General features: G+C 43.3%; 16 protein-coding genes. 12 read left to right on the forward strand and 4 right to left on the reverse strand.

The window, feature by feature from the left end:
• Positions 1–551 precede the first annotated feature (551 nt).
• The 8 genes from FBF61_RS33545 to FBF61_RS35735 all read left to right on the forward strand — a co-directional run bounded on the left by FBF61_RS33545 (position 552) and on the right by FBF61_RS35735 (position 9,236).
• Positions 552–1,175 carry a hypothetical protein gene (locus tag FBF61_RS33545; protein ID WP_138485359.1) on the forward strand — a complete coding sequence of 208 codons (624 nt, stop codon included), beginning with the start codon at positions 552–554 and terminating at the stop codon, positions 1,173–1,175.
• A gap of 2 nt (positions 1,176–1,177) precedes the next feature.
• Entirely contained in the window at positions 1,178–1,729 is a 552-nt protein-coding gene (locus tag FBF61_RS33550) for a hypothetical protein (protein WP_138485360.1), read from the forward strand.
• On the forward strand, positions 1,704–2,636 hold the full coding sequence (locus FBF61_RS33555) for a M48 family metalloprotease (RefSeq protein WP_138485361.1): 933 nt from the start codon (positions 1,704–1,706) through the stop codon (positions 2,634–2,636). Before FBF61_RS33550 ends, FBF61_RS33555 begins: the two co-directional genes overlap by 26 nt.
• Positions 2,637–2,978: 342 nt before the next feature.
• Positions 2,979–3,257: an IS66 family insertion sequence element accessory protein TnpA gene (tnpA, locus tag FBF61_RS33560; RefSeq protein ID WP_166444695.1), complete on the forward strand. Its 279-nt coding sequence runs from the start codon at positions 2,979–2,981 to the stop codon at positions 3,255–3,257.
• Between the two features lie 392 nt (positions 3,258–3,649).
• Complete coding sequence (locus tag FBF61_RS33565) at positions 3,650–4,846, forward strand: hypothetical protein (protein ID WP_166444696.1); 1,197 nt, start codon at positions 3,650–3,652, stop codon at positions 4,844–4,846.
• A 751-nt stretch (positions 4,847–5,597) separates the two neighbouring features.
• On the forward strand, positions 5,598–7,991 hold the full coding sequence (locus tag FBF61_RS33570) for a hypothetical protein (protein ID WP_138485364.1): 2,394 nt from the start codon (positions 5,598–5,600) through the stop codon (positions 7,989–7,991).
• Between the two features lie 611 nt (positions 7,992–8,602).
• Positions 8,603–9,016, forward strand: a complete 414-nt coding sequence (locus tag FBF61_RS33575) for a transposase (RefSeq protein ID WP_138485365.1) — start codon at positions 8,603–8,605, stop codon at positions 9,014–9,016.
• A complete protein-coding gene (locus FBF61_RS35735; protein ID WP_138485366.1) occupies positions 8,964–9,236 on the forward strand; it encodes an IS3 family transposase in 273 nt (90 codons plus the stop codon). The genes FBF61_RS33575 and FBF61_RS35735 overlap by 53 nt, the downstream gene beginning before the upstream one ends.
• A 796-nt stretch (positions 9,237–10,032) precedes the next feature.
• Here the strand turns inward: FBF61_RS35735 and FBF61_RS33585 are convergent.
• From FBF61_RS33585 to FBF61_RS33595, 3 genes are read right to left on the reverse strand one after another with little or no spacing between them, the layout of a single operon-like run.
• Positions 10,033–10,446 (reverse strand): protease inhibitor I42 family protein, encoded by a 414-nt coding sequence (locus FBF61_RS33585; protein ID WP_138485367.1) that lies wholly within the window; start codon positions 10,444–10,446, stop codon positions 10,033–10,035.
• Positions 10,447–10,450: 4 nt separating this feature from the next.
• Positions 10,451–11,536 (reverse strand): C1 family peptidase, encoded by a 1,086-nt coding sequence (locus FBF61_RS33590; RefSeq protein WP_138485368.1) that lies wholly within the window; start codon positions 11,534–11,536, stop codon positions 10,451–10,453.
• Between the two features lie 36 nt (positions 11,537–11,572).
• Complete coding sequence (locus FBF61_RS33595) at positions 11,573–12,880, reverse strand: hypothetical protein (protein ID WP_138485369.1); 1,308 nt, start codon at positions 12,878–12,880, stop codon at positions 11,573–11,575.
• A gap of 1,288 nt (positions 12,881–14,168) precedes the next feature.
• Here FBF61_RS33595 and FBF61_RS33600 point away from each other — a divergent pair.
• Both FBF61_RS33600 and FBF61_RS35740 read left to right on the forward strand, forming a co-directional pair.
• Positions 14,169–15,347 carry a CHAT domain-containing protein gene (locus tag FBF61_RS33600; protein WP_138485370.1) on the forward strand — a complete coding sequence of 393 codons (1,179 nt, stop codon included), beginning with the start codon at positions 14,169–14,171 and terminating at the stop codon, positions 15,345–15,347.
• Positions 15,348–16,001: 654 nt separating this feature from the next.
• Complete coding sequence (locus FBF61_RS35740) at positions 16,002–16,340, forward strand: histidine kinase (RefSeq protein WP_374756645.1); 339 nt, start codon at positions 16,002–16,004, stop codon at positions 16,338–16,340.
• Here FBF61_RS35740 and FBF61_RS33610 read toward each other — a convergent pair.
• Positions 16,251–20,369, reverse strand: a complete 4,119-nt coding sequence (locus FBF61_RS33610; RefSeq protein WP_138485372.1) for a hybrid sensor histidine kinase/response regulator transcription factor — start codon at positions 20,367–20,369, stop codon at positions 16,251–16,253. The genes FBF61_RS35740 and FBF61_RS33610 overlap by 90 nt on opposite strands.
• Before the next feature lie 397 nt (positions 20,370–20,766).
• Here FBF61_RS33610 and FBF61_RS33615 point away from each other — a divergent pair, with 397 nt between their 5' ends.
• Both FBF61_RS33615 and FBF61_RS33620 read left to right on the forward strand, forming a co-directional pair.
• Positions 20,767–23,919, forward strand: a complete 3,153-nt coding sequence (locus FBF61_RS33615; RefSeq protein WP_138485373.1) for a SusC/RagA family TonB-linked outer membrane protein — start codon at positions 20,767–20,769, stop codon at positions 23,917–23,919.
• A gap of 12 nt (positions 23,920–23,931) precedes the next feature.
• Positions 23,932–25,887 (forward strand): RagB/SusD family nutrient uptake outer membrane protein, encoded by a 1,956-nt coding sequence (locus FBF61_RS33620; RefSeq protein ID WP_138485374.1) that lies wholly within the window; start codon positions 23,932–23,934, stop codon positions 25,885–25,887.
• Positions 25,888–25,985: the final 98 nt, after the last annotated feature.

Raw genomic sequence — 25,985 nt, forward strand, 5'->3', positions numbered from 1 at the left:
GATGGAAGACTACAATCGCTTTCATCCGCATCAAGCACTGGCTGGCTTAGCACCGGCAACGTTTGTCAAGAAACTAGAAATGGATAAAGTCTAAACGTACACTGTCCTCATTAGGGTAAGGCTTCACCACCTTTGGCTAAAATCCGTCTTCGAAAACATCTTGGACACTAGGCCAAGTCAATACCATACACTGCTGCCACAGAACTTCGCAACGCAAAATCTTTAAGAGCCAATACGTAGTTGCTTGGGCGGATACGAAGAATAAGACATTTCTATATGGTCATCTGACGGAGGCGACTAGATATCCATAATTTGATTAGACAAAGTACTATCACTATCGCAAACCAATTTAAGCGGGATAAGACTTTATGATCCCGTCAATTGGAGTGTGGGAAAAAGACAATAAAGGAGGAATTAATCTACAAACTTGATTTGAAATGACTGATTCTGTAAAATCGTCTCAGGGATTTGTAAATAGTCGATAAACTTATTAAACGGTAATGAAATAACAATTCTATACCCTATTTTGAGGAAAATTATCGCTTCACTTCATGCCCTCCTATCCAAAATTGTTTTCTACACTTTTCATTATCACATTCCCGTTTGCGTTTCGCCCAGCACACGCGCAAAGTGAGAAGATCAAGAGTGACATCCAAATTAATGTTTCATTTTTGATGATAGGAAATGACGACCCTCCCACACGCGTACCCTCCTATATTGCATTAGTACCTGTCGGTGACGGCTCAGCCCTTGGATTTAGAGGCTCGACTGGTCCACGGAGCTGTGGTACTTTTGCCGTACTATTCAATTTGGTAAAGAAAAAGCAAGAGGCTATCCAATGGCTAATAGCCGGCCAGGATCACAATCAAGAAGCAAAGAAGCAATTTGCTGACTATCCTGACTTCACTTTAAATTTCTTGAAAGATAAATTCGAACAAGAAACAATAAATAGATTGGAAGTAAAGTCTTCAAGTGAAATTACAAACGAATACTTAATTAAGACAATTAAAACTGATTTGCCAGTCACGCGAGAGGAAATGTTGGCATTACCTCGAAGTATGTGGGAACAGTTTCCAGAAGACAAAAAAATTCCGAAAGATCTATTTAACAAGCTTTCTCCTGAAGCAAAAGCAAAAATCCCAGATGAATTAATTCCATACTTAACCAAAAAATAATTATGAGAACTCTATTTTTAAACGTTTTAGCTATTACAATCACATCTGCATTAATGTTTTCATGCACAATACTTGACAACATCAACAAAAAAAGGCATCGTGCAAAAGAAATATATTCGACGTTCGAGACCGAAAAGAAAGAAGTTTACAAAAAAATAGTCACTATAAAAGCAAATTCGAAGATCCCACAAAAAGAGATTGATGCGCTCAAACAAAGCTACGCCAACGTCGCTAAAGAATACAATTCCGTTTTCACCGATATCAATAAGGACATTGACACCAGCATATTACGAAAAGGGACATGCATTGTCGACAAAACATCCCTTATTCTTTTACCATATGAGTCCGACCTCCAGGCGGCCTCTTCAAAAGCAACAATTTTCTTAAAAAAGGCAGAAAGTGTCGTCAGACCTGACACAAGTGCCAGCGCATCCATTGGAGGCTTTTGGCCGATCATTATTACGGGAATTAAGATGGTAGCAGAAGATCGAATCAAAGCGTGCAAAGCAAATGTTAAAAAACTCACCTATGACGCCTGGGACGATGTCAAGTAGAACATTTTACTTTTTCGCCGTTACTATTCTTCTAGCAGGTTGCGTTAATAATCCAGCGAAAAAAGCCACAAATCTCTGGCAAGGAGATAGGTCTAGACTGGATTCAGTATTTGGTGAAAATCCACGGTCTCTAATTCTGTTGGTAAATGAAGATCCAACCTTCAAAGCGTTTCCAACTCTCAAACCAAAAAAAATAACGATTTCCAAGGGACTTTGCATAACTCTGAGAAGCTTTTACAAATTTGAAGAAGACCAGCCAATGATTGAAGCGATTCTTTCACACGAATATGCTCACATAACTCAGTACGAACGCAACGCGGAAATATTCAGCGAAAAGAACATTGCTTTCAGGGAATGCCAAGCAGATTTTATTTCGGCATATTATGTGTCAAATAAATACCGATATGAGGTGATGAAGAAGTCTGAACCTACGACTGACGAAATTTTTTACGAGATCGGTAACTTTGTGAAAAATCGTCAAAAATATAAAGAGATGTATCTAATGTTAGCCATGCTCATGAATGACAATATTGAAGGAACCTTAAATGACGCGGTTTTGATAAAGGAGGAATATGGAATTGCTAAGGATAGCCTTCGTATTATGCGTTTAGCGTCTGTATGGGAGGGGTTTACGACGTCGGGTATACTGAAGTTCGACGAAGTGTATAGTCGCTCTTTGCATAGAACGAGGGTAAGAGTCCAGGGAAAAGAGAAAGATAAAGTTGCTGAAATATTCCAGATACTCGGGACGGAAACAGTCGAAAAAATTCTTCGAGGGCAGTGTGTTACAGATGAAGATATCACGGGAATAATAAAAAGAATAGAAGCCGACAAGGTCCTAATAAACCCATCAGAAAAGGTACTGTATTCTTTGGCCGTAAGGAGGTTTAAAGGACAGTGCAATTAAGGTAAAAGTGTCAGCTCCGCTACCGAGTCGGAATTGATGTTTTTGACTCATTGTACCACTATACCATATTTATCCTTCGGAGATGACGTCATCCCTTTGCAGCGAATCGTGATATTGACTTTGGCAAAAAGGAAGTTCTAGCCAATCGGCATCTAGTCGCCAACGGATACTTCGATTTTACAAGTGATAAAGTATATCAAGATAAAAAGGCCGACTCAATGTGTATTATAAATTTTATCGAAGAATGCGCTTAAAATATAGGGTTGTAAGGTAAGCAGCCTATGAACCACATCTTACCTAGCTGAAATTCGGTTTTTACTTTTGGCTGAAAAAACAATGAAAATGGATCAGTCAGAAGAAATGTTTAAATTAGTAAGGGAATGGCGCAAAAGTGGCGTAAATCAAAGTGAATGCTGCAAACCGCATGACATTACGGTAGCTGAATTAGACTACTGGGCGGGGAAGGAAAAGTTAGCAGCACGGCGGACCGTCAAAGAGGCAGGTGGCTTTGTTCAGATATCCGGCCAACTGGCAACATCAAGCGATTCTTACCAGGTTGTCTACCTAACTGGCGTGAAGTCAAATTACAAGGGAATGACCTGGCAACAATCTACCAGATGATCAAGCTCTACTGATGTTTAGTCTGAGTTCAAAAATACCATTTAAAGTGCCTAAACGACATTTTTGATTGTCTTGACATCCTGTCCTGCGGACAGGACAAGATTTAAGATTGTGCAAGGAGGTTACATAACTTGAGCGAGCGAGGTTCGATTGATTGGGGATGTATGGGTACAAGAAGCCATGTTTACCGCTTATTGAGTTTTGTATTTAAACATCCTAACACAGAACGATAAGTCTTAACTTGTGTTCGACAAGTGATCTGCCGCTGGCTCCTTGCATAAATATGGTTTGAACAAACTAGAATGCTGACTAAATACCGGATCGTTCAATTTGGATTTTGGGACCATGTGGTTTGTGTTAGATTTTGACTTACAAATTACGTAAGTCCGATAATGAATATATCAACCTCTATCTCACCATATATGAAAAGGCTACCTGTACCAGTTACTCAGACACTTAAACACCTTATTTTTGCAATTATTATTTCTTCCCTAACCGCCGCATATTGTCAGCCCATTAAAATTGGCTTAACGGCTTCTGAAAAACTGACCCAGTCGCTTTCTCAATCGCTGTTACCCATTGCTGTTGAAATTGCATCGAGCAGTGGGAGTATGGTAGACTTAAACTTTTTTGATTTATGTTATTGTGGTAGCGTTACTGAAAATTCGGCAAAATTTATCATTGCCGCTAAAACGGGGAAGCCCGACATTGTTCGAGCCAAACATTTAATTGAGAGATCACTTTGCAATGACAAAGCTGCGTTATTGAATAGCATTCTCTCTAACCCAGAGGCGCCTGATCCGATTGTAATCGGATTTGTAGATGCCTCTTGGAGCTCAGGGCTACTTTCATTTCGCATCAGTGATTTGAGCGTTGTAGTGAAAACTCCGGATAAGAAATTTGAAGATGAACTAGTAAATCAAATAAAGGAATCTGCTAAGCTAAATTACGATATTGTGACCAAAGATATGAAAATTAAAGTTTCTGATTCACAGAGTATTCCAATTCACGTTAGACCATTTTTCTTTCAAGATAAAATCGCTTTTACAATTGCTCCTAGTGAATTATTTAGAATAGATGAACTAGTTAAGCCCAGTAGTGAGGAAATGTTTGACGATAACTCGAATGCCATATTAAATGTTGATTATGGATTTTTAAATTTCCTCTCCGTCAATCATTTTGCAAACGAGAAAATAAAATTGGACAAGGGTGGGTTTAAATTCGAAATATCTGCATTTCGTTTTTTTGGAAATGAAAATGGGCTGAAAGCGTCTTGCAACATATTCAGTACTGATATCGACACGAATTTCGATGGCGACTTAAACATTAGGAAAGACCTCACACTCGAAAACTGCGATATTAGGCCACAGTCAAATAATTTTGTCGCAAGAGGTGCGGCGTCGCTTGCAAAGAGCCAAGTGAATGGAAAGTTTAAAGACAAACCGCTAGTCAGAGATTCTGATTTGAGGCAAGAGTTCCCATTGAAGATTCGAGAAAAAGAATACGTGCTTTATTTACAGGTATCCAAAGCAATACCTTTAATAGATAAATTTAAGATTAATAGCGACCTTTTTCTCGAATCACATTAAAATCTACCACATGAAAAATCTAAAAAGATTAATGTTGTTTTTATGCGTGGCACTTGTTAATTCGTGTGGCTTAGATCTGTTTCCGACCGGTGATGACGATCAACCTTCGACGCCTACCAAGCCGCAATATGTTATACAAAGAGTTAGTTCGTCCGGCTCGTGCAGTGTTAGAGAATCCACAGCATCTCCAATTGGAGAGACGCTGGCCACTTTTAACTCGCGCGCCGAAGCGTCTTCTGCTATGTGTGGAATGTACGACCCCTCAATGTCGCAATCTTCTAAGTGTTGGACTTTCAGTCCCGTAGGAACGTGTAGATGACGAAGTATGCACTAACAAATAGGGTCTTTGCATTTTAATCAAAATTTTGGCGAATTTGATCACTCTTAAATATGCTTTGCTGGGCATCGTCGTTGTCGCTGAGACGAATAAGCTATCCAGAGCGATACGGCGGGGCTTTTACCGACTCGCCGCTTTGTCTAATTGGAATACCAGTTTGTGCAAGTCTACTTAGGACAAACCATCATTATGTAACGAACAGAGAATTTCCCCGGATTGGAACTGCAAAAATGATAGTCTGGGAATTCAACCGAGCGCTCTCTAACCCAAAGACACATTCGCTTGGAAGACACCATCTGAGTTCTAAAGTGATCCTGATGGTTTCGGAGAAGCACCTTGTGAGAGATGCTCCCAATAAGATTTAACGTGCCTAGTTTCTGAATACCAGTTTATTCACAGTCCAAACTTGATGTTATGTTAACTAAATTAATTTTTTTTGGATGTCTACTTTTGCTTTTTCTAAGAGTTACGCCAACAAAAGCCCAAGAAGCACCCTTGGACTTTTACAACAGCCTCATAAACAGCGTACAATCGGCGGAAGGCAGAATGATTCTGAGCCTCAATAGAGGTTTTTTTAAAGCAAATATTGGTGGGAAGACTTTTCTGATCAATGTAGATGAAACGACACCGTTTGAACCCAAAATGAGTGTTGTGTTTAAGTACGACGGTGGAACGCTAACCAGTGCAACGTTAACATTTATTCCGAAGATACATATTGCATTACTTGGAGTAAGTTGTGCCTCCGTAGGAATTGATACTTTAACTTATGATAGTGATGGTGATGTAAATGGTGGGAATCCCACGTTCGACACCCAAGGATGTTCGCAGGCGTCAGCGTTTGAAATTAATCGATTCTTAGAAATGAAACCAACTCCTAATGATTTATTATCCGGTACGCCATTTTTAAACACCAAAGCGATGAAATCGGTTGATAAAAACGGAAATATCAAGCCAATACAAAAGCCATTCATATCCAGGGTAAGATTTTTACGAAGTGAAAATCAAGAGAAAGCTCTTGCAGTAACACTTAAACCCAACTCTACGCTTTTTTTTTCCAAAACAAATCCTGGCTCGCCGGGATCGAGTAATTCTGTCACTACGGAGTCAGAAGGACATGTACTTTTTCAATCGTTAGATTTTGACATTGAGACGAGACAAATATCGGGTCAGCTCAATGAGCTAGGATTAAGTTTGGATAACGGAACCATTGGCAATAATGATGCAGTTTTTAAATTTGAAAAAAGTACTTCAGTAGTACTACAAAATGTGTCATTTTCCAAGAATAATCTTGGTTCATTTGTAGACGCCACGTCTGGAATTATTAAGGGTCAGTTAGGATTTGGTTCATTCCTCACAGTGTTTGACACCCCGAGGGTGAATAAATTTTTGCTAGACGATGGTACCAGTATTGATCTTGTTGGTTTTGAAATTAGAACAGATAACAGAGTCACAAAAATAAGTTTTGATATTGGCTCTCGATTGAAGTTGAATATTAGGGAAGCAATATTATCGCTAGGATTTGGTAGCTTCGTTGCCTTAGGAAGTAGTAACTTGGACGCAAATATCTCATGCATTTACGAATCAAATAAAAGACCAAAAATAGCCGGATCCTTCAATCAATTCGATGCTCTTATTACGCATGGATTACTAAAAATCAATTCAAATACGGAATTAAACATTGCTCAAGGTAACATCTCCTCGAACAGCCTTGCCATCAACAGTGCACAGAGTCCAATATTTGTTGGAAGCTTCCGAAATTTCTCAGTTATTCTTAATGAAGATTCAAAATTTGGCATTCCTGGCGGTTTTGAAGTTTTTACATCATCCAATGGGACAATTGAAGCATCTGACCCCACTTTCCCAATGCAGTTGTCGCTGGGTCAAGAATTTGTGACTGGTAGGTTTCGATTAAAAATACCTATTAAGAGCTTTTTTAATGGCTCTAACAAGAAGTTTGCAGTTAATGGAGGGATTTTAGCTGGTACCATTGAACGAAACGAGGAAGGAGAAATCAAGTGCAATAATTTTAATATTACCGGATCTAAAATACAACTTGCACTATCGTTACCGCAATTGAAAAAGGAAATCAATATTCCAGTTGATTTGACAGAAGGATTTGCAACTGCGAAACCTGGTACTACTCCAAATTTTACCGCTAAGATAGCACTGAGGGTTCCTAATACTCTGAATTTACTAACATTGGAAGTCGGAAATAAGTTTGATGAAAAAGAGCATAGAGTTTTTTATCATAAGTCCACAATTTCATTGGGTATAAAAGATGAAATCGGCATCGGCCCCGCTGAAATAAAATTTACTGGGAATCAAATTGATTTTAATACCTCATTTATAGCAAGTCTAATCATTGATGTTCCAGGTGGATGTGGTGAAAAAGACTTCGATGATGACAAGTCAGGGCCTTGTAATGGTGATGGCCCTGATAGAATAAAGAGTTTCCAAGAAATCATCAATTTCGATTGTCCTGCTGCTGGAACCATGCATATTTATGCCAAGCCGGATCGATATTTTTTATCCATGGGTTTTGACGTTGGGTTTAATTCAGATAACGAGTTTGTCGCCCAGATTAAAACATTTAAATCTCCTACATCATTTGGAGTTGATAGGGACGGTTGCGATGATACATTAAGTGGGTTAGTAGGAGGACTTCTACACGTGATAACAGGGATTCCACTTCCAGTCACGGTAATATTTGCCGGAAGTGTTATAGACAATGAGATCGACTCATTTCTTCAAACTCAAGCTTTCAATTTTGTAAATGATTTTTCAAAAAGCGTAAAATTGCGACTTTAGCTTAATGTATTTTAATTTATAGAATGTATTGTGCTTGGTTCAAGTATCAGCAAATGAGGAATTTATTGACAGGAATGTTGGGTCATTTTATTGATGTAGACAATTATCTGATGGCCACGAGGTGATTGGCCTTATTATCACAAAATCAACGACTTTAAATTTTACTTGTGTGAATTAAACACCACCCCTTATTGAACTACCCCCCACCAATGTTTGAGAGTTAGTGTACACCCTTGTTGCTAACAAAAATTGTTATGTAACAGAAAGGTTATGCAGGAAAATCAATTTGGATAATCGATAATTTATTTTCTCCAGACCAGCTAATTCAATAGGTATTGTAGCAAAAAATCTGTTTAAGGACCTCAAATACATCTTTAATGCACTGTTCTGTGCTAACTCGGACTCTACTAGTTTACAAATGCTATACTTAACGAGCGGAGAGTTTTACACTCTAGAAAGCTAGAAAGGGCAATTTTAACAGCCATATATTCGGATAATTGCCTATTTATTAGCTGAATATAAAATAGGTACTATTAGTATCTGACAAAGCGATGGACTTGATACCTTTAAGTGGACATTGAGTTAAGGGAAACTTTTATAACTTAACACATATGTCTGACGAAAGAAGAGTGTTTGACAAAGAGTTCAAACTGATGAGCGTTGAACTGAGCAATAGCCGCACAGACCTTAGTGCATTGGCAAAAGAATTGGATATCCCACCGGCAATGTTATATCGCTGGCGCAGAGAGCTTTCCTCGAAACAGAATGGGAGTTTTCCTGGCAATGGAAAGGTAATTTTGAGCGAAACGGAGCAAGAATTAGCTCGGCTGAGGAAAGAACTCCGCGAGACACAACTTGAACGCGATATACTAAAAAAGGCTGTCGGCATGCGATGCCCGGCATTTTCTCAAGGAGCGATGGCAAATATTCCGGTTCATAAAAAGTCATCGGAAATTATTTCCCATTTAGAAAATGTGCCTGGTATTTGGAGTGAGCAGAAGCAGGTTTTACACTTGGCTGAATAATGGATTATTAAATACATCCATTGAAAATCAGTTACTTACTGAGAAAATCAGGGCCATTCATGGTAATAGTAAGCAAACTTATGGAAGCCCCAGGATAACGCGCGAGTTGATCAAGTTGGACGTTAAAGTATCCCGTCCAAGGGTTGCCAGGTTGATGAAAAAGGCAATTTTCGGACTTCTTGCGTTATCCAACTGTGTCTCTATCTTGAAGGTTGGATAAATCAAAATCCGTATCTAAATTTTGCGTTTGCGAAAGGATGTTCGACCGGACTGATTGCGCTAGCCCGAGTTAATAGTGTCCATGAGTTTACATCATAGGTTATATTATTCCAGTCTATATCCTCCTCCCTCAAATCCTCTGATCCAGACATGGAATTATAGTAACTGCCAATCCCTCTATTTCCATACTGACCTGAAAAAATTGCAGTGTCACCGTTAAATACTATATCCAAACGGACATAGTAATTCTCGTGCCGCTTCATCAGAGATGAGAAATGATCTTTGTAGATTTTTTTCGTATTAGGCCGAAAGCCCATTTTTATGACTTGAATAGTGTAGTAATCCTTCAAGTCCTTAATTGGGATGTTGGTTACAACTTGAATTTTTTGCATACTTCCAACTGGTTCATCCTTCCATTCAATTGGTTTGTGTCTCGGATCAGGTTTACTAGGTGAAAAAATGCTTTTGAGCCAAGAGCAGCTACAAATAGCAGTGCTTAGGAAGATAAGTAGTAATAATCGTTTTACCATTTTACATCTTGGATACAATTTAATTTGAGGCAAAGTACCTGATCTACATAAGGTAAACGATTGATGAGATATGTAAAGGTCAGAACTGCAGACTAGTAGGTTTATTAGTTGGAATATCGTATGATGTACTTCGATACTTAAATGTTATTTTAAATTGGGACTTTTGCCCCAAGTTATTTTGTGGGGTATAAAGAGGTCGATATTTATTCACCAATGCGAGTTTCGCATCTGTCTACACTTCATTGCTCGTGAAAATCCTAACTATTCCTATTTCACAACAATCGGAAAAATTGATAAGCTGTCATTGCTGTTATCTTTGCCAAATGGACGCTTAAACCTAAAAGCGGCAAAAGTATTTCCTTTCTTTAAAGGGAGTAACTTGAAGACTTGCCTACCATAGCCACCATCTTTGTTGACACCTATTTCACGTCTCATTAGCGATGAAGAATCAGGATATATCAATTTAATATTTTGTCCTTCAATAAAGGACCATCGATAGCCAGTATTAACCGGTGCGCTTAAAGTAATCGTTAATGTATCAACTAACATTGCCTCAATAGCGGAATGTTCAACAATACGATCCTTAGTTATAGATGTATCTTCATACGTTTTTTGCCTAATGCAGCTTTCGTTTTGCAATAGAATTAGAAAAACAAAGAAAGATATCACTTTTAAAGACATTTGACTATCGAGTAGAAACAGGACTTGAACCTATAAAAATGACCTTGTCCGTCGCTTGAAAGAACAGATTGGAAGCTTTAATCCACCTTGCAGATCGTCCAATTTTATTACTATTGTAGGCAATCCAACCAAAACCCTGCTCCCCCCACTCCTTTCCATAAGAGTTTTGTATCAGCCATGCTTGTTTATCATCATCCCAACCAACAATCACAACTGCATGGCCACTTGCAAATTGCAGATCAGTCAATGGCTCTGAATACACTCCGCTAACATAAGCCGCGAAAAGCGGAGAAGCAATGTTCATACTTACACTAATTGGGCCATATTCGCAGAGGGCCGTTTTTAGCTTCTCAACAGAAGGAACTTCCGTACCAATATCAACATAGTCCCATGCTGCAACCTTATATATTCTCGACATCGAATCCACACAGCTTACGTTCATGTCAGCACCTAAGTAAGGTATAACTTCTTCGGAAGAACATCCATTCTTCAGCATATATTCAAACGCGTCAGGTGTCCAACCTCCAATACAATCTCCTGCGTCGACCACTCCATTAATTGCACAATTCATCAGATCCTGTTCGGATACATTGATTTTCGCATTATTTACAATTAGATAACTTGCTTCATAAGCCGCGGTAGCAGAAAAAGCCCAGCACGAGCCACAACTACCCTGATCTTGAACCTCACTTACTTTTTTGAACGTTCTCCAGTCAAAGTTACGAAGTATTGGGGAAATAGTTGCCGGCCCGGCATCTCTCAATCTAGCAGACAATGAAGGAGCAAGGGAAGTTTTGCTTGCAATAAACTCTCTCTTTGCTTCATTATCAATTCTAGTAAGTTCTTTTGCGCGTGCATGCACTAGTAATTTACTCTCAATACTCGGCTCGTAATTCTTATCACCCTTACCACCAACAGCGTATTTAATGAAGGCTTGTGTTTTGGCAATCTTAAATTTAAACCCCGCAGCGATAAGTTTCTGGTTAATTTCAACTTCATTTAAGTTGCTAGGATTTGAAACTACCGGAAATTGGGCATATGTCAAGCTTAAAGTAATGAAATATGCTAATATATAGATAAGTGATTTCATAGTTATGGCATTTTTAGGGTTTGTAGTAAAAAAAGCTTAATTTCTTTTTCCTTTGTAATCAAGAAATGTATTTGAAGCTATTATTTTGCCGTCACTGTCGAAAATCAAATATTCTATTTCTACGGCCGCGGTACTTTTAAGAGTACTGATCCATAAGAACTTTGTTATCTTATTTGTGCTTATTGCCTTTGTTGTTATACGCAGAGTCTTTGCACCAGCTGAAATCTTTTTTATGATTTGTTCTATCTGAGATGATATAGCGAGTGCAGATAGATTATTTTCTTTATCGATTATTTCTTCCAGTTTTTCTTTAACTTTTGCGAAATCTTTGTCGATCGATTCGAAACGAACGCGCCAGTTAGTTAATTTATCTAACAACGGCTTTCTTGCGGCTTTTAATTGTTCTACCTCAGTAGACTTTACTTTAATTGATAATTCTAAACTTTTTATCAATAATTGATTTTTTTGACTTTTAGCTTTGGTTAGCTTGCTATTGTCAGTTGTTATCTCCGCTTCTTTTTTGGCAACCTCTTGATCAAGCGTATTTATTGCTGTTTGAGTATCATCCAGTTTACCGGTTATGGTTAACCTAATATTTTCAATTTGAATTAACAATTTGGCAATTTCTGACTCGCCCGAGGAGCTTATAGGATACAACGCCGGATAATAGTAATTAGCGTCAAGGCCATTGGCCAATTTCGCGACAACCAGAGATTCATTAAGATATTCGATACTTTCAACGATACTTGTCTCGGTCTTGAATAGTGTCCCTAATTGGCCGATTGCATTAACAACCGCTATACCGGCAGCCAATGTGGTTAAAAAAGCGGCATCTCTTGTCACTCCCGTTAATGAGGTGTTGAACTGATCATAGCTGCGTTTAAGCAGCTCCAAATTAGATTTCAAAATACTGTATTGTGGTATTCCTCTAAAGTATGGGGAATTGTAAATTACTATGTCTGTGATGCGTTTAACTTTAATATCTTTCTGAATTTCTAGAATACCTGTCTTTAAGGCGTCGTGAACTAGGCTTCGAGTTTCAGCAGATGATACTTTACCCTCCGATACTGTGATATTACCACTGAGAGCCTCTGGTTTGCTGTCACCTAAAATTTCTTTGTAGGCTTTAACTTTGTCAATTTCTGTCTTGAAGTCGCTACTTTCTGACGTCTTATTGTAATCAATTTGAGCTTGCTTAATATCCAGAATTTGTTTTTGTAGTTCTAGAATAATTTTTTGCTGGGACAGAGCAGTGCTATCCAGTTTAAATTGTTCCGTGCTTTGAGCATGGGCGCAACAAAAAATGCAAATTTGGGCGAAGACTGTCAGTACAATTTTTTTCATAGTTTTGAGAGAGGATGGAATAAAATAGATTATCAATATTTTGGATCAAATTTTTATAAAGTGGTTGTAAGAAATTGATTATGGCATGATTTAACGAAAGAAAGGCTGTGAGGGGCAAAGCTTGTGTGTGGATAGCCAATTTAATGAGATAATATTTCACCTTCACGTTTATTTTTCAGAACTTACTATTCGGTAGATCCTACGTTACTAACTCTTCACTACAGCTGAGGAGACGGAAATCTCGAACAGAACCTCATACGAGAACCAATTAAGATGATTGCAGGAAATACAGCCGCGTGCAATGCATTTTGTACCCTTTTTCATCTGGCAACATTCCTTATCATAATGTGGAGAGAGCAGTTTGCCATTAAAACAGTCATAGAACTTTAATCGCCCATGCTCCATGTTGCCTCAGGTATACGTCCATAATAACATTTTAGCTTTTTGCTACATGAAGGATAATTACGCCGTTCAGCAATAGGTTTGCGCCCATTTGATCAGATATGCAACCGTGACGAATTCTGTTATACGCTTACCACATTACCGCAGTCAGTTTTTCTTAGTCTGCGTTGATATTACCTCCTTCTGCTAAGCAAATAATTGATTTTTGTAGACAACTTATTATTCAGTGGCTAGTCTACAAGCTACTACAATAGTTGTTGGCATTTCGGCTAGTGCGTGCAAAATTGTACAAGAATCTATAGACAAGCAAAAGTAAATCTTTCGCACATATTAGCCGGATAGACAGAAATGGAATCCAGAATATATTAATCTAAAGCCTTATTAGACTGAGTGCTGTTGCATTCATGATTATTTTCAGTTTGGAATTTGCCGTATTGTTTCCAACAACCGCACCGACGACTACCTTATAAGAGATACTTATTACTTTTCGAGAGATGGACATATTAGGTTTATCGCAATCCGACCCGTTTGCAAAATATCCTTGGGAAGCTTTTAAACGGTTAGGCACGCTATTTCTGCGTTCGTAAGTATCTGCCAAATAATCCGAACGATAAGAAAAATTGCATTCTTAAATCCATTTTTAACAAAATTTCCATGATTCACGCACACCATATTTTGAGTTGCAGAATCATTGATTAACTTTAACATGCAAACGATGTGTTATTCATTGTTTATCAACTAGTTACAAAAGGCGCGGCTACTGGGAGTTTTGACCTTTTCGTGCATCATGGAACGCATTTTAGAGAATTCGCTAATTCATTGGCTTTCAGCATATTAAGTCAACCGTTCGAATCCCTCTCTGAAAGTGTCCGAGGAGATTCAAAATTTGGAAAGGGAAGGGATAGGTTTAACGCCTGCTCTGAAAAAGGGTGGAGTATATGCCTCCGAAGTGGTCAAATTGCTTAAACCCCATGAGGCAGCAGTCGAAATTTTACATGTAAATGGAGGGGGACATAAAGACTATTACGCGCTCGTAATCATACAAGGGTGGAAAAGTCCAAAGGTGATTGTGATGGGCAATTCAACGGAGATGACAGAATTGCTTTCAGATGAAAGTACAGACCTTCCCGCAAAGATCAACAAGGTTTACGCCATCGACAGCCGCACTTATCAATTGTGCTGGGAGGGAGTTCAAAAAGTATTGCCGCCAACGGTAAAAACGGTTTACCTTTCTGCTGCCGGCGTCTATGAAGGGTTGTCATTTGCTGCGATATCAGGCGCTGCGGGTAAGCGTGTGGGAGATACTTACCAGATTAGATACGTGGTGAGTACTTCGGAAATTGCAGAAAAAACCTTAATGCCTTCTAAAACCATAACTTCGCGATCTGCGCTATTGCTTGGAAATGTGCTCTATTCTTGTCCGGAATCCCCCGGGCAATTACCAGGCCGCTGCCGTTTAACGGGGCCGCATGTTGACAGCCTGATAAAAAAAGCCAAGGCCAAAAGCACTTTGCTGCACCAAAGCGCCGCCACCGAAAACTCGCTTGCAGGGCTCGACCTCAGGTCCTATGACATCATTCATTTCGCGACGCACGGCGATTTTACAAACCGAACACCCGACGATTTGAAGTTTTCACGGAGACTAACTATTTACCAGAATTCAGAGGCTTTTTTGCGTTTAGCCGCAAGTGACTGCGCAAAAAAGGTTATAAAGGAAAAGTCGGAAGATGGTATATTGACAGCGACTGAAATAACCTCTTACATGGATCTTAATGCGGAACTTGTCGTGCTTTCGGCTTGTAACTCGGCTATTGGCACTAGCCAGGGCAGCGAAGGAATGTTCGGGTTGTTTAGAGCGTTCAAATCCGCGGGCGTAAAAAAAGTGATAGCAACACTTTGGGAAGTAGATGATAAGCGAACTGCCGAGTTTATGAAATATTTTTACACCAATCTTTTTAAACCAAGCGCCACCGTAGAGTCAGCTTTTGAAACGACCCAATTATTTGTTAGGAAGTCTCTCGGATGGACCCCGTATGAATATGGAGGATTAGTTTTACTAAATTAGCTTTTATGCAATGCATATAGGAGGTAAGGAATTGCCTCAATTAGTGAAATGTCCTTCGATGCTTCGTCAAAAAAATGGATTCTAGAATTCCCATTTACTGATTGTCGGATTGTGCCGTTGAAGAGTTTTCACGATCCTCCCGGAGACTGGCATCGTTCTACCTTTGCCCATTGTCGTCATCAACTTTGCTTAATGAGTACCAAATGTGTTCAATTTAGGAAGCAATTCTTCCAGGCGGCCAACAATGGCATTTTCAGTAGATTCACTAAGTGCGCTCCCAAAAAATATCACAGGTGTTGTTCTCGCAGGTTAGGTTAGGGATACTTACAATTGGCTCGATTCGGGACAGGATCACCAGGCATTTTATACCTACCTGGCACCAGGAGATTATACATTTCACGCCAAATCTGTTACAAATCCCGTTCGTGAGCTCAGGATACCGTCCAAGATCAAACCAGCCTGGATGAAACATGGTGGTTCAGAACGGCCATGGGGTTGGTTTTACTAGGCTTACTTAGCTATATTTATCAAAGCCAGTTGTCGTATTGGACTATCAAAACGAAATTGCAACTTGAAAAGCTCACCCAGCTGCGGAAGACAACGAAGTACAACAAAGAGATGGCGGCATATCAGCTCAAACTTTCGGAAACGGAAATGGCCTCATTAAGGTCTCAGATGAACCCGCATTTTATTTTTAACTGCCTTAATTCCATTCAGTTTTTTTCTGCCCAAAATGACTCCGAGAAGGCCTCCAATTACTTGAGCAACTTTTCCAGGCTTATCAGGCTGGTGCTTGAAAAGTCAAAATCGAAGCATGTAACGCTTGCAAATGAATTAGAAACGCACGTCTGTACATTGAAATGGAGGCGATGCGTTTTCCGGGTAAACTGGTTTACCAGATTTCTAAATATAAGATGCATGCGACCGAATTCTTCCCTTGTTTTTCAAGGCCCGGTATTCTGTCGGAAGCATATTGAATTTTGTCTTGAATGACTTCGCAAAATAATTCGGCGCGGTAAAGCCGGTCATGTAGGAGATCTGCGAAATGGTAAGATCGCTGTTTTCCAGGAGTACCGCTGCTTTTTCGAGTTTGATCGAGCGGATAAACTCAATCGGTGTTTGTCCACTCATTTCCAGCACCTTGCTGTACAAACTGCCCCGGCTCATGCCCACGTGTTTGCTGAGGTTCTCCACGCTGAGATGGGAAGTATGCAGTTTATCTTCAATGTAGGAGAGCATGTCTTTCAATAGTTTTTCCTGGGCTGATTGGATCTGCGGGTCCTGGCCGGAAATCTTGATATGCCTGGAATAGACGCCTTTCAGCAGCCTGTTGAGCAGCACGAGGTTGTTGATTTTTGCATTGAGAATTTCGAAGTTGAAGGGTTTGGTCAGATAATCATTTGCGCCAGAGTTAAGCCCTTCGAGTTGCTGCTGCTCGCCTGTCGATGCAGTTAGCAGGATAATCGGTATGTGTTTGGTCCGTTTGTCTGCCTTTATTTTCTGGCTTAATACGATCCCGTCCATTTCGGGCATGGCAATATCGCTCACGATCAGCTCGGGATGGTGGCTGAGCGTTTTCTGCCAGCCTTCCTTTCCATTGCCGGCCTCGATGACATGGTAGTAGGGCAGGAGGTTTTCTTTCAGATATTGCCTGAATTCCTCATTGTCTTCAATGATCAGCACAGTCGACGGTTCCTCCACATGCGTTTTTTCCAGCTTGTGAGCCGGTACATAAGACGAGGCTTCCGCCTTCGGCAGTGCCGTCGGACTGTCGTTTGCCGGAACCGATTCAAAATCGGCATTTACCGGTAGCCTCACCGTGAAAGTGCTGCCCAGCCCCGGCTGGCTTTGAACGGAAATCGAACCCTGGTGCAGCTGCACAAACTCGCGGACGATGGACAACCCAATGCCGCTTCCCTGATTCAGCACCGACTGGCCGAGATCATTCTGGAAAAAGCGTTCGAAAATCTTTTCATGTTTATCCTCGGGAATACCAATGCCGGTATCTGACACGCCAATGTCCAGCCATTGTTTTCCCTCCGCGTCTTTCTGCTGAAAAATGCTCAGCGCCACCTGCCCACCCTTTTGTGTAAACTTGGATGCATTGGAGAGCAGGTTAAAAAGAATCCTTTCCAGCTTGTTCGCATCAAAATCCATGAAAATATGCGCTGCTGGGCTCTCTATCTTGAAATCAATCCCGCGCCGGCCAAACAGATCGGTGAACTGCCCGCAGGTATCTTCGATAAAGTTGACAACGTCCTTCCGGGTCAATTCCAGGCTGAGTTCCTGCTGCTGCACGTTTTTCAGATCGAGCAAATGATCGGCCAGGTTCAGCAGGCGTTTTGCATTCCGTTGAATGGCTAAAACCGGCGCGTGCAACTCGGTATCTTTTGTTTTGCCCAGTACTTTGTCCACCGGCGCAAGGATCAGCGCGATCGGTGTCCTGAACTCGTGGCTCAGGTTGGTCAGAAACTTGATCTTCATTTGATCCAGCTCGCGCGCCCGTTCGGCTTCGGTCTGTTCCTGCTGCTGCCGGAACTCGCGTTTCAGCTTTTGAATCCCCCGCCGCCGCATGATCAGCACGATCACAAATGGCGTGAGAATGTAAAAGATATAGGCGTAAATGGTCAGATAAAATGGCGGCTCCACCACCACATTCACGGACCGCGTCTCACCATTCCATTCAATCCCATCGGGGCTGGCCTGAACTTCAAACACATAATTGCCCGGACTCAGGTTGGTGTAGCTGGCCACATTATTCGTCCCCGTCTGATTCCATTCAGGCTGCATTCCCGCAAGCCGGTGCCGGTAATGAATTTGTTTCGGATTGGTGTAATCCAGCGCAGCAAAACCGATGGAAAAATTCTGTTTGTAGCCAAGCCGGATCGTTTTGGCAACCGAAATATCAGCATCTACGAAACCCGAATCGGCCGAAGTAATGCTGCGGTTCCCGATCCTGAGATCTTTTAGAATAATAGGCGCCACCTTTTTCCCGGAAGGCATGCTGCGTGTATCGATGAAATTAAACCCGGCAATGCCGCCGAAAAAAAGTGTGTTGTCTGCCGTTCTGATCCCGGAACCCAGCACAAAAGTTTTGTTCTGGATACCATTGTAAGTGGTGTAGTTTGTAAATTTTTTACTGCGCACGTCCAATGAGCTGATGCCCTGATTGGTACTCACCCAAATACGACCCTGCGCATCTTGCAAAACCTTATTGACAACATTGCTTGGTAAGCCTTCTTTTCCGGAATAGCTGGTAAATTTTTTTGATTTTGGGTCAAAAAGCGCCAGACCTTCACCCGATGTGCCGACCCAGATATTTCCTTCACTGTCTTCGAGAATGGATGAAACAATGTTGCTGGGCAGGTCACTGTTTTGTTTGTTAAGCAGCTGGGAAGTTTCTTTAACTGGATCGAAAACAGCAAGCCCGGTTCCATGTGAGCCAATCCAGAGCCTGCCGCTCCGGTCCTGCATAATGTCGCGGATATAACCATTCAGCGGGATCGGCCGGTCGGCCATCGGAATGCCCGGATTGTAAAACCGGGTGAATTTTCCGGTCGCCGGATCAAACAGGTGCACACCGCCGCCATTGGTGCCGATCCAAATCTTGCCCAACCGGTCTTTACGTATCGCGAAAATGTCATTGTTACTCAGCGAAGTCGAATCTTTGCCACGGGTGAATTGGTTATACGCGCCTGTCTGCGGATTGAGCCGGATCAGTCCGTCGTGAAATGTGCCGATCCAAAGGTCGTTTTCCGAGGCCAGTTCCAGCGAAAGAATGGCCAGTCCGGACGAAGCATTTTTGTTTTCAGGTTGAATAGAAAACTTTTTGAAAAGATTGGTTTTTCGATCGTAAAAATTCAGCCCGCCACCATCCGTGCCCACAAATAGCCGGCCTGTTTTGCTCTCTGCAAACGACGTTACAAAAGGTGCGCTCAATCCGTAGGGATCATTGCTCTCGGATCTTTTCAAACCAAAAATCACCTGGTTTTTATCGTATTTATTAATGCCGCCTTTGTAAGTGCCGAGCCAGCAAATGCCTTCATTGTCGATCAGAATGCTGCGAACAGACTTGTTGCTCAGACTGAATTGGGTTCGCGTATCGGGCTCGTGGCGTGTGAAGGTGCCTGTCGGAATGTCAAGTACATTCAAGCCAGCATCCGTGCAGATCCAGAGGCTGCGATCATTTTCCCAGGCCAGAGCGAAAACAATGTTACTGCTCGGCGAATTTTTGTTTCCCGGCTCGTAGCGAAAACTTGCCAGAATCCGTCCGTTTTGATCCAGCTTGTACAAGCCGCTAAACGTCCCGATCCAGATATGCCCATTCCCGTCTTCCACAATCGACTTTACCGACCGGCCACCTGCCTCGTCGGGCAGCGATTGCAAATAATTAACAGCCTCCACCGGGCCGTCGGCAGGGTGCATGCTGAACAAACCTTTGTTGGTCCCGATCCAGACAACCTGCCTGCTATCGACCGCCACGCTCAGGACCAACCCTTTTGAGATCAAGTCCGAAACATCGGGTTTGGATAAAAAGGTGGTGGTCTGGCGCGTTTCCGGATTGACAGTCACTAATCCGCCTGTGGTACCCACCCAGAGCTTACCGCCCGCGTCGCTGGCAATGCTCGTGACACTGTGTGGTGAGGATATGCGGATAAATGCGTCTTTATTCCTGTTATATAAATGTAAGCCTCCCTCATTGGTCCCCACCCACATGCGGCCCTTGCAATCCTGATGCAGGCTCGTGACGTCGCTTGATTTGAGCGAGGCCGAATCGCTTTTTTGATGGCGGTATACGAGCACATCATTACCATCGAACCGGTTCAGGCCATCATCTGTCGCAAACCACATCAGCCCGTAGCGGTCTTTCAGAATTGAGGTCACGGTATTCGACGACAACCCGTCCATGGAAGTGAGGGAAGTGAACTTCGGATCGGGTGCCTGCGCGAAGACAAAGGCATGCCACCCCGCCAAAAAAGACAGAAAAATGAATGTTAAAATACCGACCAACCGGAACTGCATTGCGCTCGATAGAATAAGTTAGATTTTCTTCCGATAAAACAATTGTATCAGAATTTACCCAGGTAAAAATGCAAATTTCTCTCCGAATCCGGCATTTTTTCGATGTATTTGAACATTGGTCGCCTACAAATGTACAAATGTGCTCACAGGGGACTATGCCACTGCACTAATTTTGTTCAGAAATAAATCAAATAATATCTGGAAAAAATCATGAAGGCATTGTTGTTCTAAAAGCTGCATCTGTCAAAGCGGCGCGTGAAATGCACGCTACCGACACAAATCAGTTTTGAAACCCATGACCCCAAAACCAAGTCTTGATTGATTATTGTCAAATTGACACTAAAAATTTCAAATACGCATAATATCTCTTTTTCGAACATTAAATGATACATCAATTATGCATGACCGTTTATTAAAACGTACCGCGCTCGCCCGGGTTGCAGGCATCTTGGGGCTTCCGGTTTTACTGCTTGCTGGGGTTTCGAAAGATGCCGTTGCTGAGCGTGGCATACTGGCCGATTATCACAGCAGGCACAGGGCTGCCAGAACCGCCGATGTGGAAATTACGGGCCGGGTTACAGGCGACGATGGACAGGGCCTGCCCGGCGCGAGTGTCCTCGTCAAATCCACCACCACCGGGACCATTACCGAAGCGGACGGCAGTTTCAAGCTCCGTGTCGCAGATGGCGGAAATGCCGTGCTGGTCATTTCCCTGGTGGGTTACATTTCTCAGGAGATATCGGTAGGGAATCAGACAGCAATTAATGTCCTCCTCAAAACCGACCAGAAGGTGCTGGAAGAAGTGGTCGTGGTAGGTTATGGGGTGCAGCGGCAGGAAGCAGTGACGGGTTCTGTTGTTTCTGTTTCAGGTGATATGATGCGCCAAGTGCCTTCATCAAACCTTTCGCAGGCTTTACAGGGCAGGGTAGTGGGTGTTGAAATTTCTCAGACGTCTTCAAAACCTGGTTCGGCGATGCAGATTCTGATCAGAGGACAACGGTCTTTAAGAGCCGACAACAATCCGCTGATCGTGCTCGACGGAATTCCATTTGCAGGTTCTTTGACAGACATTAACCCGAACAATATCAAAAGTCTGGACATTCTGAAAGATGCATCAGCGACTGCGATTTACGGGTCTCGCGGCGCAAATGGTGTAATCCTGATCACGACCAACACAGGCAAGCGCGGCCAGAAGGCGATGTTCAACTACAATGGTTTTCATGGCGTCACCACTGTTTTTGCCAAATATCCCATGATGAACGGGCCCGAATTTGCAGCCCTCCGCGCCGCAAGTATCCAGAAGTTCCAGAATACGCTCGACGAGTCAAATGACGTCAACACCGACTGGCAGGATATGATCTACCGGAACGGAATGATGACGAGCCATGATATCAGCGTTTCAGCGGGCACTGAAAAAGGCAGCTATTCCTTTGGTTTAGGTTATTACAAGGAAAATGCCGTGGTGCCGTTGCAGAATTTTACCCGATATTCATTGCAGGGGTCTGTTGATCAGGATATTAATAAATATTTCAAAGTTGGGTTATCGACTAATTCCAACTTCACGATCAACAACGGAAACGGCGTACCGGCCGTAGGCATGGCGCTCGCCAGAACGCCGATCACCAACCCATACAATGCTGACGGCAGTATGAAAACCATTGTACAGGAACAAACTTCCGGTCCGCAGTGGGTGCCTTCGCGCGAGCGGTTTAATAGTCTGGGCGACGCTTACGTAGACCAGACGAGGGCCTACGGTTCTTACAATACATTATTTGCAGAAGTGCGCATTCCCGGTGTAACCGGCCTGAAATACCGCGCCAACCTGGGCCTGAACTTCCGGCAAAGCAACAACGGAAATTACACCGGCCAGGGCGTGTTCAGCGGGAACGTGCAAAATGTTTCGACTGCTGGAATCAGCAACACGCTCACCACCAACTGGGCCATTGAAAACCTGCTGAGCTATGACAAGAATTTCGGCAAACACATGATCAATGCGGTGGGGCTTTACTCGGCGCAGCAGAACACGACCAACAATTCAACGGTAGCCGCGCGGGACATTCCTTCGGATGCATTTCAATTCTATAACCTCGGACGAGCGGACGGTATCATTACCGTGAATCCCGCTGACCAGGGGTACAATCAATGGGGACTGCTCTCGTATATGGGCCGTGTGATGTATTCGTACGACGACCGCTACATGCTCAGCGTCACCTACCGCGGCGACGGATCTTCACGTCTTGCGTCTGGTTATCAATGGAATGCTTACCCTGCCATATCAGCTGGCTGGAATATCTCAAAAGAGAATTTCATGAGCTCAGTGACCCAGGTTAATCTCCTGAAATTGAGAGCCGGCTACGGACAAACTTCCAATCAGGCGGTAAATCCATACGAAACACTTGGTTTGCTCTCGACGCGGCCGTACAACTTCGGCGACGATGTATATTCTACCGGATTCTACGTTTCCAATGCGCCTAATCCACGTCTGGGCTGGGAATTCTCCAATACATTGAATTTTGGTGTCGATTTTAAAATGTTCAACAACCGCCTGTCCGGTACGGTTGAATATTACGAGCAGCAAACCAAAAATGTGTTGCTGGGTGTAGGACTTCCGCCGACTTCCGGAGTTGGGAGCTACACCGCAAACATCGGTCAGACACAGAACAAAGGATTCGAGCTGAATTTGAATGGTACGATACTTGAAAACGTCAACGGCTGGACCTGGGATATTGGCTTCAATATTTACGCAAACCGTAACAAACTGGTATCACTTGCATCCGGGCAACAGCGCGACGAAGGAAACTGGTGGTTTGTTGGGCACCCGATCAATTCGATTTATGATTATGAAAAAGTCGGGCTCTGGCAGGCAGACGACCAGTACCGCGACATTCTGGAACCGGGCGGTAATGCGGGGATGATTAAGGTGAAATACACCGGAGAATATAATGCCGACGGAGCGCCAACACGTCCAATTAATGGAAACGATCGCCAGATTATCAGCATGCAGCCAGATTTCCAGGGCGGGTTCAATACGCATGTGGCTTACAAAGGATTTGATCTGGGCATTGTGGGCGCATTCAAAAGCGGCGGTCTGCTCAACAGCATGATATACAGTTCGAACGGATACCTCAATAACCTGAATTCGCGGGCAGGAAATAACGTGCGGGTGGACTACTGGACACCGGAAAACACATCGGCGAAATATCCTGCTCCGGGCGGCATTGGAGGCGATAATCCGAAATATGGAACAACGCTGGGCTACTTTGATGCTTCGTATCTGAAAATCAGGACGATGACATTGGGTTACAACCTTGATTCGAAGCAACTCGAAAAGCTGGGCATCACCAGACTGCGGGTTTATTTTACTGCCCAAAATCCTTTCGTGATGTTCTCTCCTTACCACAAAGAGTCGGGTATGGATCCGGAAACAAACTCATACGGAAACGAGAATGCGGCAGTTCCGTTATCAGGTGCGCTGAGACGTATACTCACCATCGGTACAAGTACGCCGTCTACCCGCAACTATCTGGTGGGCGTTAATCTGACATTTTAAAACAGTTCGAACATGAAACTCATTCAATCTACAAGTCTTCGCGGCCTTCTGCTGCTGATGCTTTTCTCGGTGGGATGTACCGATATCCTGGAAGAAAAGCCGCGGGCGATCTACACGCCTGAATATTTCAAAACAGAAAAAGGCGTTTACGGCGGTCTGACCGGGATGTACGCCCACCTTCGGTGGATTTTTGGCAATGCCTACTATTACAACTCCTGTGTCACCGGAACCGATGAAGCCACCTGGGGCGCCAGTGGTGGCGGCAGTAATTTTCAGATCCACGACCTTTCGGGCGGCGGATTAATCATGGCTAATAACAGTGACGCGAGTAATGTGTGGTTCAATGCATTTCCCAATATCAACACAGCGAATGGTGTCATCGAAAATGCGACGGCAGTGGGTATTACTCCGGCGCTGATCGCGGAAGCACGTTTTTTCCGGGCATTCGATTACTTCCTGCTGGTGCAGGCTTTTGGCGGCGTGCCGCTGGATCTGGGCTCGGGAGAACTGGCGTTCAACATTTCCACGCTGAGAACATCCACCCGCAATACTGTACCCGAAGTGTACACAAAAGCCATATTTCCTGATCTTTTGACGGCGGTGAATGATCTTCCTGAAACCGGAAGAGTAAAAGGGGGAGTGACGAAAACATTGGCGCGTCTGTATCTATCGAAAGCCTATCTAACTTATGGCTGGTGGCTGGAAAACCCGAAGAACATCCCGACCTATCCCGAAACGCCGCGCACCGATCCGGACGGACATAATGCACAATGGTATTTCCAGAAGGCTTACGACACGGCCACAGAAGCGATTGCCAATCCGGGTCCGTTTAAATTGCAGGATACCTACTACGATGTGAATTTGGGTTCGAATGACAGAAACAGCGAATTGCTGCTCTACGCAGATCATACCGAAACAAGCGAGTTGTACAACGGATCAAGCCTGACCTACGCGGGCGGCGGCGATGCGGACAACTTTGCAGTGTGGATGCTGACGTGGAACTACACCGCTATTACCAGCTCAAAAACGAACTGGACTTCGCCGACCACCGTGAACTCAGTGCAGCGTGAGGCGGATCAGTCGCTGGGACGCCCGTGGGTGAGAATGGCACCGCCGCATGAAGTATTTAAAAATATATTTGCGGACAAAACCAACGATTCGCGCTACGACGGTACATTCACAACCGCCTACCGCGGTAACTGGCCAAAGGCAGGCGTGACCAATGAGTTTTTGTACAATGCAAACAATTTGCAGGTACGTCCGGGACAAGCGATTCTGACATTCCTGAATGAAGATCCTGCGCAAACCATCGATTATTCGAATTCGGTTTACAAAAGTGGAATGGGATTAGGCGTGCTGCCAGGCAGAGCGGATTACGTGGTTTCTCCAAGTGCGATCAGCCGACTGGTATATCCTGGTTTGTGGAAATTAGGCACGTACAGAACCGACAACGGAACAGGTTTGGGTCAGCCTAATGCTGCCAATACGCGTCCGTTCAACATCAGCAAGTTCTCTGAGCTTTACTTCATCGCTGCCGAAGCGGCTGTTAAAGGCGCTGCTCCTCAGGCTGGGAAAACCGCCCGTGACCTCATCAATGTGATCCGCGCCCGCGCCGGCAAATGGCGCTGGAACAACCAGGGCAACGTAGCGAAAGTGGCGGACAACAGCGCCGCCATGATCGCCGCCACGCCTGCGACGATTACATTGGAATATTTGTTGGCGGAGCGTTCCCGTGAATATTACGGCGAAGGCTACCGCTGGTACGATCTTGTGCGCACCCAAACCTGGAAAGAACTTGCCGCCAGCTACACCATCTGCGGCCCGGGCGTAGGAGACCACACACCGGTAACATACAAAAGGACGATCGAGAATTATCACTACCTTAGGCCAATCCCGCAAGGGCAGCTGGATAATTTGGATATCACCGCAGCGGAAAAGGCAGCTTACCAAAATCCGGGATATATGTAGGGTTTTGAAAAGTTATTTTCTTAAAGCTTTGTCAGCCTGAGCGGAGGCGCCCTTCGACTCCGCTCAGGCTGACAAAAGTCAAAAAAGCAAGTCAAGGC

Origin of the sequence: Dyadobacter bucti (assembly GCF_005869225.1) — a bacterium.
Lineage (GTDB): Bacteria > Bacteroidota > Bacteroidia > Cytophagales > Spirosomataceae > Dyadobacter > Dyadobacter bucti.